Here is a 10,975-nt window from a genome sequence, read left to right as displayed (position 1 = left end):
GCGCCGGCGAGAACCCAAAAAGACACCAGGATCCCGGCGGCGAAGAGAAGACCGTGACGCCGCCCCGCCGCGGGATCCTCGCGATGGCCCACCAGCCCCAGAATCTTGATCGAGAGCACCGGGAAGACGCAGGGCATGAGGTTGAGCAACACACCGCCGAGAAAGGCAAGGCCGAGGGCGGCGGCAACGCCGGGGCGTCCGGCACCGACGGCGTCGGCACCCTCCGCCGTCTCAGAAACCGCCCCGCCGGCAGCGGCCGTGTCGGCAGTTCGCGGCGCCCGAGCCTCGATCACCAAGGCCACCGAGCGCTCGTCCCGCGGCTCCCGGGAGCTGGCCACCAAAACGCCGTCCAGGCTCTGCACCTCGCTGGCGGCGTACGGCGAGCGCTGGAGCGTCAAGGTCAGACGCCTCTCCGCCTCGTCGCCGGCATCCGCTGAAGCCTCCACCTCGACGGCTGCGGCATGCTCGACGGCGGTGGGATCGGCGGGGAAGAAATCGATTTCGGAGCTCGCCAGGTCCAGGTCGGAGGGATACTCGACTTCAAGCTTCAGCGTGCCGTCCCCGAGGTCACGGATGGAGGATGCAACTCCCGGCACCTCCACCGGCTGGCGGGCGTCGGCCTCGGCAAAGAGCGGCGCCCACCGGGACGGCTCCGAGTCTCCTTCAGCCACGGGCAACTCGAGGGTGAAGCGCGCGCTTTCAGGAATGCACTCCTCGCGGCACACCAGCCACTCCGCGTCCGCCACCACCCGCCAGCGATCCGGAGCGTCAGCGGACGCACCGCCGGAGACGATAGATCCAGGATCGAGTAAGACCGGCAGGACGATCTCGCCCTCGTAGCCGAAATTGACGAAGGGACCGACGGGAATGCGCTTAGGCACCGGCCATTGGAACTCCCCAGCGCTCCAGCCCTCCGGCAACTCCCATTCCACCATCGGCGCGGTGCCCGAGTCTCCGGGATTGCGCCAATACACGTGCCAGTGTTCGGTGAGATCGAAGCGCAGCCCGATCCGCAGCGGCTCTCCGGCGCGGACCGAGCGCTGCTCGGCGACCAGCTGAACCGCGGTGCGGGGCGATTGGAAGATCTCGCTCCCCGCCGCTCCAGTCTCCTTGGCCGCCTCACCGGCGACGGGGAGCGTGAGCAACGTGAGAACCAGCGCCGAGAGGGCGAGGAAGGTCGATGATCGTAGGGGGCTGGGCATGAAGGATCTCGAGGGGGTCCCGGGCATCCGGTGGCGTCTTCTACGGTCTATGGGCTGCGGGGAGAGGTCGATGGAGAGGCGAGGAGAGCGGATGCTGGCAAGTTCGAGCTAGGCTGGCGCTCCGGTGATTACAAGTCTCGCTATCGATATCGGCGGTGGCCATTGTCGGTCGAAAACGACCGCCCAGCTCCAAGGCTGGACGGCCGCGACCCAACTCAGATCACCGGCCTCGACCGGCGATCCCTGTCACAACATATAACCGCTCACACCGCGAGGAGATTCCCGTCGACATCGCCGCTCGCCGGAGTGCGGAAGGAATCCTCGCGACCAAGCTCAACGGCCCCTCTTCAGGAACCGGTCCTCAACAAGGTGCCCTCAATAGCACGTACAGGCACTGTAGGAGAGGTAGTGACAATACGAGCTGCCCGGCGGCGAGCAAACGCCCAGGAAGTAGCCGTTGCTGTCCACTCCGCAGTGGCCCTGCAGCGAGCACGGTGTGCAGTCGATGCACTCGTTGGGGAAGGGTTGGGGGCGGACCTCGAAGGACAGATACGAAAGGTCGCCACCCAACCCGGTGGCCTCGCCGCAGGAGGGCTTGGCGGACGCCTTCATCGAGGAAGAAGTCATGGCGGGAGAGGTCATGGTGGACGAAGCGGCCTCGGTGTCGGTCGCCGGGACAGCCGGCGGCTCGGCGATCTCTGCAGCAGCGGATCCGGTCCACAGAATCAACAAGAAGGCGAGGGTCATGAGAGTGCGCATGGCTGCTCCTTTCAAGGAATGGTGGGCCACGATCCAAAAAATGTAGCGATAGCCCGAATACACGAAGACTCGAAACTCCCGGCACTCTACATCAACAGGCAAGGAACGCCACGAGAGGAATCTTGCGATTGCCCCGCCCCTCCCTCTCCGTAAGCGGTAAGATTGGGAATCCGATCCCATTTATTCAGCCTCAGCGGGATCGGCCAGCTTCCACCATGTGCCCATCCCGATTCATCCGCCCGCTCCTCTACCTCTGGCTCGTCCTGAGCCTGACGGCGGCGGGTCTGGAGCTTCCGGAGCACGAGGATCTGCCCTGTTGCTGTGGCGACCGCTGCTACATGGCCTGCGCCGACCGCCCGCCGGAACGGCACCGCATCGACAAGAGCCGCGGCGAGGGCAATCTTCTGCCAGCCTCGGACTGCATGGACAGCTGCCCCAGCCTCGACGTGGGCCAGCACACCACGGTCTTCAAACCCTTCTTGGAGCCTGGTGCCGATCTTCATGAACTCCAGCCTCGGACCGCCTCGGTGCTGGCCGACGCGTCGACCTCCTTCAAGCCCCTGATCCACAGCCTGCCGGCTCGTGGGCCTCCCGTCTCGACCCTCCGAACAGCGTCGTAATTCCGCCCCGGCCGTGGTCGCCGGGCCAGCGCACCGTGCGCGTCTTCGGAGGCATTCTCCGGAGGCCGCGGGCGAGCTCGCCCGTGCTCGACAGCTGGGTCGACCGTTCCAGTCGAGATTTTGGGAGATTTGTCATGCAACAGATATCGAGGACTTCATCCTGTAGGAACCAGATTTCAAACAGACACCGATCCCGCCACCCATGGGGCTCATGGAGTCTCTGGGTCGCGTTCCTGACCCTCATCGCCGCTGGGCCCCTGGCGGCACAGCTGCCCTCCACGGTGCAGGTGGTGGACCCGGAGGGCATTCCGGTGGCCGGCGCAGAGGTCGTCCTCAGCACCGCCGGGGAGCACGAGCTCGCCCGGGGCCGCACGAGTCGCCAGGGAATCTGGAGAATTCCCGCTTCCCCGGGTCTTCAAGAAGCAGAAGGATCCGCCAGTGGCTGGATTCTCACCGTGCGCCACAAGGGCTTTGCCAGCGCGGAGGTCGCTCTCGGCTCTTCGAACGACCGGGAAACCCTGCGCGTCGAGCTGGAGCTGGCCACGGTGAGCCGGCGCATCGTGGTCACCTCGACGCTGCCGGAAATGGCATCGGAGGTGGCCTTGGACTCGGCGATGCTCACCGACCAGGCCAGCTTCGATCTCGCCACCAGCCTGCGCGGCCAGCCCGGCCTCGATGCCTTCCGCCGCGGCCCGGTCAATCTGGACCCCACCGTTCGGGGCCTCCAGGAGACCCAGGTGGCGATGCTGGTGGATGGCACCCGCACTTTCGCCGCCGGCCCGGGGCGCATGGACTCGGAGATCAGCCACGCCGCCCCCCACAGCGTCGACGAGGTGGTAGTGGTCAAGGGACCCTACGCTCTCACCTGGGGCGCCGGCGCCCTGAGCGCCGTGGACGTGCGCACCCACTCCCTCGGCCTTCCGGGCAACGGAGCCTGGACGCTACGCGGCGGCGCGGACTACCGCAGCAACGTCGACGCTCAAAGCGGGCACCTCTCCTTCGCCAAGGCCGGCGCCGGCAGCGGCTTCCAGCTCCTCGGCGAATACCGCACCGGCGGCGACTACGAGAGCGGGGATGGGGAGGAGGTACCCGGCGACTACGAGTCCTCCAACCTGCGCTGGTCCTGGGATTGGAAACCCGGCGATCCGTGGCTGGTGAAGTACTCCGGCGGCTACCAGGCCCAGGACGACATCGACTACCCCGGGCGCGTGCTCGACGCCACCTACTTCCGCACCCGCTCCCACGACGTGAAGCTCACCTATGCCTCCGGCGCTGCGGTGCAGGAAGTCTTCGGCCAGGTTTACGTCAACCGCAAAGACCACCGCATGAACAACGACGAAAAACCCTCCGCCCAGCCGGTGCCGGGACGCATCCCGCCCTTCGCGCTGCGGGTCGACCTGCCTACCGAGTCCAACACCGCCGGGGCTCGGCTCTTCACCGTCCTGGGCACCGGAGATTGGAGCTGGCGAGTAGGAGCCGACGGCCACGTCGTGGAGCAAACCGCCACCCGGCGCATCTTCCGCCGGGACACGGACCAGCTGCTCTTCGAGGATCGCGCCTGGCCGGACTCGGAGGGGCGAGCCCTCGGCGCCTACGGCCAGGGAGTGCTCCACCGCGGTTCCTGGCAGCTGGGAGCGACGGTGCGCGTCGACGACGCGAGCTACGACGCGAAAGAGCTCTCCGAGTTCTACCGCACCGCCAACGGTCTCGGTAGCGAAGATCCCAGCTGGGACGACACCAGCTGGAGCGCCGCCGTCAGCGCCGAGCGGCGCCTCGGCGAGCGTTGGTTGATCACCGCCGGCATCGGCCGCGCCACCCGGGTACCCAACTCGTTGGAGCTCTACGCCGACCGCTTCCCCTCCAGCCGCTTCCAGATCGGCTCCGAATTCGTCGGCAATCCCCGGCTGGAACCGGAGAGCAGCCTGCAGGTGGACCTGGGCGCCCAGACGGCGAGCCCCAGCGGCAGCTTCGAGATCGCCCTCTTCTATCGCAGCATGGACGACTACATCACCGTCCAGCCGGACCCGAACCTACCCCGCCGCCTGCCCCTCTCCCCGCAGCTGGTCTACCGCTACATCAACGGCGATCGGGCGGTGTTCTACGGCGGCGAGATCCGCTGGCGCCACCAGCTGGGGCAGCACGCCTCCTGGTGGACCGCCGCCGAGCTAGTCCGCGGCGAGGATCGCACCTTCGACGAGCCCGCCTTCGGCCAACTCCCGCTGAGCGCCCAGGCCGGCCTGCGCCTCGACCTCGGCGGCGTGACCGCCTCGACCCGGCTTGCAAATTGGTGGACCAGCCTGGAGACCCGCTGGGTCGATGACCAAGACCGCGTCGCCACCTCCCGCCTGGAGCGCCCCACCGACGGCTACACCACCGTCGACCTGCGCCTCGGCGGCCCCCTCACCGACCGCCTGTCGCTCCGCGGCGGCATCGAAAACCTCTTCGACGAGGCCTACACCACCCACCTCAACACCTTGAACCCCTTCACCGGCGCCCCCGTGCCGGAGCCGGGGCGGAGTGTTTATGTGGGGTTTGAGGTGGGGTTGTAGAGCTAAGGCTCCCATCCCGGGTGGGTAGCGAACCACGGCCCACCCGGGATTGGATTCGAGGGGCGACGGGAGGAGGATGCAACCCAACCCCCACCCGCCCCGTATCAAGAAGTTCACCCCAAGCTTTCGTGGGCTTCAGGCCTACGACGCTTGTAGGACGTACGGCGTCAGGGTGGTAATCTCACGAACTGGTGCTTCGGGAAGTGGCGGCGAGTCAGTGGCCCGGGGCGTTTACTGAACACAACTGGCAGGGAAACGCATGAACAACCATCGACTCAACCGTTTGGCGTCTGCGCTGACGGTCTTGGGAGTGCTGCTCGCAGCCCTCGCTCCGGTCGCGACGACCGGTGCGGAGGAAACCTCCTTCGACTCCCAGGCGCAGGTGCCGGTGCAGACTTTCGAGCTCGACAACGGCATGAACTTCTTACTCGTCCGGCAGCCGGAGCTCACCACCGTGCGGGCCGGCTGGGTAGCCCACGTGGGCTCCGCCAACGAGCGGCCGGGGATCACCGGCATCAGCCATTTCTTCGAGCACATGATGTTCAAGGGCTCCGAGACCCTCGGAACCACGGACATCAACCGCGATCTGGAGATCATGGACGAGCTGGAGGAGATCCAGCATCAGATTCGCGCCGAGTACCGGCTGCAGCGGGAGCGCGCGCGACTCGGCGAGATCGAGGACCCCTTCGCCGACGAGGACCGCACCGACAGGCTCAAGGAGCTCCAGGCGCGCTTCGACGAGCTGATGGCCGAGCAGCGGGAGCTGATGGTCAAGAACGAGTTCGACCGCATCTACACCGAGAACGGCGCCACCGGCCTCAATGCCTTCACCAGCTACGACCTCACCGGGTACTTCATCACCCTGCCGGCGAACAAGGCGGAGCTGTGGTTCTGGCTCGAATCGGATCGCCTCCTCGAGCCGGTCTTCCGGGAGTTCTACACCGAGCGGGACGTGGTCTACGAGGAGCGCCGGCTGCGCACCGAGTCCACTCCCACCGGGGAGTTCGACGAGCTCTTCGACGCCATGTTCTGGCAGAGCCACCCCTACGGCTGGCCGGTGGTGGGATGGCCGTCGGACCTCGAGGTCTACACCATGGCCCAGGCCAAGGAGTACTACGACACCTACTACGCCGCCAACAACCTCACCGCCGTACTGGTGGGCGACTTCGACGTCGACCAGGTGAAGGAGATGGCGCAGCGCTACTTCGGGCGTCTACCCACCCGCGAAGAGCCGGCGCCGGACGTGGTGACCATGGAGATTGAGCAGCGGGCGGAGAAGCGCATGGTGGCAGAGTGCGACTGCCAGCCGCAGATTCAGGTCGCCTACCACACCGTGCCCTTCCGACACCGCGACTCCTACGTCCTGGACGTGCTCTCCGGCCTGCTCAACGGCCCCACCGGCCGTCTATACAAATCGTTGGTGCTGGACCAGGAAATCGCCACTTCCGCCAGCTCCTACCAGGACAGCCGCAAATACGCCGGCCGCTTCGGCGTCACGGCAGAGACCAAGGGCGACGCGACCCCGGAACAGCTGGAGCAGGCCTGGTACCAGGAGCTGCGCCGGCTGGCGGAGGAACCGATTCCGGAGCGCGAGCTGCAGAAGGTCAAGAACCGCATCGCCGCCGACGCCTTCCGGCGCCTGGAGAATCCTTTCTTCCTGCTCCTGCAGCTGATCATCTACGACGGCCTGGGGGATTGGGAGTACATCAACTATTGGGCGGACAAGACCCTGGCGGTGAGCGCCGAGGACGTGCAGCGGGTGGCGAAGGAGTACTTCGATCCCACCAACCGCACCGTCGGTCTGTACTACCGCAACCCCGAAACCGAGGCCCAGGAGGTGCCGCCGGAGCTGGAAGGGCTGGAGCCGCAGATGCGCACCATGATCCAGGCCCAGCTGAAGCAGATCCAGGCGGCGGAGGACCCGGCCATGCTGGAGAGCCTGCTCAACCAGCTGGCGGCGCAGTCGAGCCAGATGCCGCCGGAAATGCAGCCGGTGGTACCGCTGCTGGAACGCGCCCTGCGCGAACGCATTGACGAGCTACGGGCTGCTGAGACCGGGGACGAGACCGCCGAGGGAGGTGAATCATGAGCCGCATTTCTGTCTTGCGGAGCGGCCTCGCCGCCGCCGTGCTGATGGCCCTCGCCGCGGCACCGCCGGCGCTCTCCGACGCGCGCTCGAAGGCCGAGCAGGCCATCCCGCCGCGGCCGGAAAAGCTCACCTTCCCGCCGCTGGACTTCGAAGTCCCTGATCCCGAGGGCTATCACCACGAGATCGGCGACGGCATTGCCGCCTACGTCGCGGAGGACCACACTCTGCCGCTGGTGGAGATCGCGGTGAACCTGCGAGTGGGCGCGCTCCTGGAGCCCGCCGACAAGGCCGGTCTGGCCAACCTCACCGGCCCCATGATCCGCCGGGGCGGCACCGAGCGGCTGAGCGCCGAAGAGTTTGACGAGCAGGTCGAATTTCTGGCGGCGGACATCTCCAGCTTCGGCGGGGACATCCGCTCCGGAGCTCGCCTCGACTGCCTGCGGCCCAACCTCGACGCCTGCCTCGACCTCTTCTTTGAGATGCTCCGCACCCCGGGCTTCGAGGCCGGGCGTCTGGAGGTCCAGAAGGGCAATATCTACGAGGCCATGAAGCAGCGCAACGACGACGCTCAGCAGATCCTCGACCGGGAGTGGGACTTCCTGCTCTTCGGAGAGGACTACTTCGCCGTCCGTCAGCCCACCGAGGCGTCGGTGAAGAGCATCACCCGGGAGGATCTGCAAAGCTTCCACGAGCGCTTTTGGCGGCCGGAGAATATGACCTTCGCCATCTCCGGCGACGTGGAAACCGAGGCCATCCTGAAGAATCTGGAGCAGCGGCTGGCAGACTGGCCCGGCACCGCCGGGGAGACCGTCTGGCCGCCACCGCAGCCGGATCATCAGCCCCAGCCCGGGATCTACCACGTGGAGAAGGACATCCCCCAGGGCAAGGTCTTCATCGGCCACCAGAGCCTGCAGCGCACCGACAATTGGGACAACCCCGACGTGCCGGCGCTGATCGTGATGTCGGACATCCTGGGCTCCGGCGGTTTCACCTCCCGCATCACCAAGCGCATCCGCTCCGACGAGGGCCTGGCCTACTCCGCCGGCGCTTACCTGGAGCCGCGCCCCTTCTGGCCCGGTGAGTTCCGGGTGCTCTACCAGTCGAAGAGCTCCACCGTCGCCCTGGCGGCGAAGATCGCCCTCGAGGAGATCCGCCGCATGCAGGACGAGCCGGTGACCGAGGAGGAGCTGATGCTGGCGAAGCAGAACCGCATCGAGAGCTTCCCGCGGCGCTTCGAGTCGGCCCAGTCCATCGTCAACACCTACGCCGAGGACGAATTCCTCGACCGCCCCCACGAGTACTGGCAGCTGTGGCGCGAGCGGCTCCGCGGCGTCACCGCCGCCGATGTCCAGCGGGTGGCTCAAAAGCACCTCAAGCCCGAGGAACTGATCATCCTGGTGGTGGGCAAGTGGGAGGAGATCGGCCCCGGCGACGCCGATCAGCGGGCGAAGATGAGCGACCTCCAGGACGGCCAGGTCACCCACCTGCCGCTGCGCAACCCCATGACCATGGAGCCCATGCCCATGAAGCCCATGCAAAACGGGGCGGGAGACGGTGGCACGCCGGCCAGCGGTTCGGGAACTGGAGCCTCGGCCCCTTGAGCGGGAAAGGATCCTGCCTGGCGTAGGATCCAGTTTCCCGACAAGCCTTCGACCCGGGGCGGTGGACATCCAGTCCGCCGCCCCGCTTCTTTCTACTATCTGCGCCTATAATGCCCGCCGGGAATGAGCCTCCCAGCAAGCCATGGCGCAAAAGCATAGAATGTCGCCCCAAGCGATCACCGGCGCTTCCCCGCCGGAGAATTCACCAGGAGTCCATCGTTGACCCCAGCGCTCTCTTCCACTCCCGATGGTCCCGTCAGGAACCAACCGCCTGACGAGGGCTCCCGTGCCTCTGACCTTCGCCTGTGGATCGCCAGCCTGTGGCTCCTGGGCCTGTTCGCCCTTCTCGGCTCCACTGCCTGCAGTCCCGACGGGGGCGCTTCGGCGGGCCCCGACTTCGGCAAGGTCTTCTTCGAAGGTCCCCTGATCGCGGTGCCGGATCACAATTGGAGCGGCCGGAACGAAGCGGACGGCTGGCTCTTCCGCGGCAGCGCCACCCTGCGCTATCGCATTGCTCGGCAGCCGCAGGAGCCGCTGGAGCTCTTCTTCCAGCCCACCGACACCGCCAGTGGCCACCGCTATCGGGTGCTCTGGGACGGCGAGGAAGTTCTGGCCCCCGCCGCCGGTGATGGCCAGGACCTGCTGGCGACCGTGCCCCCAGAGCAGCTGGTGCCCGGAGATCACGTGTTGGAAATCGAGCGGGTCTACGGCGGCGACCGCAGCGATCACGAGAATCCGCTGGCCCGCCTGGGATATCGGCTGGGCGATGACGAGGTGCTCTTCGACGCACAGCAAATCGAGCGCTACCGCTATCTCGGTGACTTCCTCACCGTCGGCGTCACCGGCGTCGGCCGGCAGAAATTCGGCGGCCTGCTCCACGACGGCCCCGGCCGCGGAGAGACCACCGTCCACCTCGATGCGCCGGGATATCTCCACCTGCGGGGCGAAAACTTCTCCACCTCCCCGGCCACCTTCATGCTCGAAACGGCGGGTCAGACCCACAGCCTCGAAGTCCCCGCCATGAGCGACCGCCCCTTGCGCTTCGCTCTCGATGGCGGGACCCACCGTCTCGAGCTTCAGGCCCAAGGGGTGGACGAGGGTCTCTTCCTGTGGGCCGAGATCACGGTAGAGCCCCGCCAAGAAGAGCCCCGCCAAGAAGGGTCCAAGGGGGCGGACGACCCCGTAGACGAGGCGAGCGAGGCAGCCCCACCGCCGATCTTCCTCATCACCCTCGACACCACCCGCCGGGACGCCCTCAGCCCATACGGGGAAGACCCCGCCATCACCCCGGTGCTCGATGCCTTCGCTCAGCAGGCGACGGTGTACGACCGTGCCTACAGCGTCTCCCCCTGGACCCTGCCGTCCCACGCGTCGATGATGACCGGCCTCTATCCCTCCCACCACGGTGCCGGCGTATCGGCCCAATTCCTCGGTGCGGGAACTCCCACCCTGGCCTCCATCCTGCGGCGCCGGGGCTACTTCACCGCCGGCTTCTCCGGCGGCAAGCTGTGCTCCCACCGCTATGGCATCGGCCACGGCTTCCACCGCTTCCGCAACCCCCAGGGCTTCGAGACGTCCGGCGATGAGATGACAGCGGACCTGGTGCGCTTCGTCGAGGAGCACCAGCGCAAGCAGCTCTTCGTCTTCGCCAACTACTTCGACCCCCACGCCATGTACCGGGCGCCGGAGCCCTTCGAGCAGCGCCTCAGGCTGGCGGAACACCGGAAGCATCTGGAAGGCAACCCCATCTGGCAGCGCTTCGACCAGGGCAACCCCGGAGCCTGGCGCAAGATCATCGACCTGGAGGCGCCGGAGGCGACGCCGGAAGTGTTGGCCTATATGCGCGCCGCCTACCTGTCGGAGGTGGCATTCATGGACGCCCAGCTGGGGCTGTTCTTCGACCGGCTGCGCGGCCTCGGGCTCTACGAGCGCGCCCTCATCGTGTTGGTGGCGGATCACGGCGAGCTGCTGGGGGAGGGCGGATTGTTCTCCCACGCCGGGCGGCTGGATCCGGAGCTGACGGAAATCCCGCTGTTGATCAAATGGCCCCATCAGAGCGAGGGGCGGCGGGTCGACGCCCTGGCCTCCCCCGTCGACCTCTTCGAGACCATCCGCGCCGCCGCCGGCGTGGAGGTGCCGCCGGAGAACGACGGTC

At 67.0% G+C, this 10,975-nt stretch carries 7 protein-coding genes; 5 read left to right on the top strand and 2 right to left on the bottom strand.

Annotated elements, in window-relative coordinates:
- Together SX243_22225 and SX243_22220 are read right to left on the bottom strand one after the other, a co-directional pair.
- Positions 1-1,202 (bottom strand): protein-disulfide reductase DsbD family protein (locus SX243_22225; GenBank protein MDY7095702.1); only part of this gene is annotated, 1,202 nt, incomplete at its 3' end.
- A 375-nt stretch (positions 1,203-1,577) separates the two neighbouring features.
- Positions 1,578-1,961, bottom strand: a complete 384-nt coding sequence (locus tag SX243_22220) for a hypothetical protein (protein MDY7095701.1) — start codon at positions 1,959-1,961, stop codon at positions 1,578-1,580.
- Positions 1,962-2,176: 215 nt separating this feature from the next.
- On the opposite strand from SX243_22220, the gene SX243_22215 reads away from it, so the two are divergent.
- From SX243_22215 to SX243_22195, 5 genes are all read left to right on the top strand, one after another.
- Positions 2,177-2,581 carry a hypothetical protein gene (locus SX243_22215; protein ID MDY7095700.1) on the top strand — a complete coding sequence of 135 codons (405 nt, stop codon included), beginning with the start codon at positions 2,177-2,179 and terminating at the stop codon, positions 2,579-2,581.
- 311 nt (positions 2,582-2,892) lie between these two features.
- Positions 2,893-5,130, top strand: a complete 2,238-nt coding sequence (locus SX243_22210) for a TonB-dependent receptor (GenBank protein ID MDY7095699.1) — start codon at positions 2,893-2,895, stop codon at positions 5,128-5,130.
- Between the two features lie 259 nt (positions 5,131-5,389).
- Positions 5,390-7,219, top strand: coding sequence for a pitrilysin family protein (locus SX243_22205; GenBank protein ID MDY7095698.1), 1,830 nt, complete (start codon positions 5,390-5,392; stop codon positions 7,217-7,219).
- Positions 7,216-8,820 (top strand): pitrilysin family protein, encoded by a 1,605-nt coding sequence (locus SX243_22200; GenBank protein MDY7095697.1) that lies wholly within the window; start codon positions 7,216-7,218, stop codon positions 8,818-8,820. The genes SX243_22205 and SX243_22200 overlap by 4 nt, the downstream gene beginning before the upstream one ends.
- 219 nt (positions 8,821-9,039) lie before the next feature.
- The coding region (locus SX243_22195; GenBank protein MDY7095696.1) for a sulfatase at positions 9,040-10,975 on the top strand (1,936 nt) is incomplete at its 3' end.

Source organism: Acidobacteriota bacterium, assembly GCA_034211275.1.
Lineage (GTDB): Bacteria > Acidobacteriota > Thermoanaerobaculia > Multivoradales > JAHZIX01 > JAGQSE01.
The sequence above is the reverse complement of the archived record's forward strand: the minus strand, read 5'-3'. Positions and strand labels throughout refer to the sequence as shown.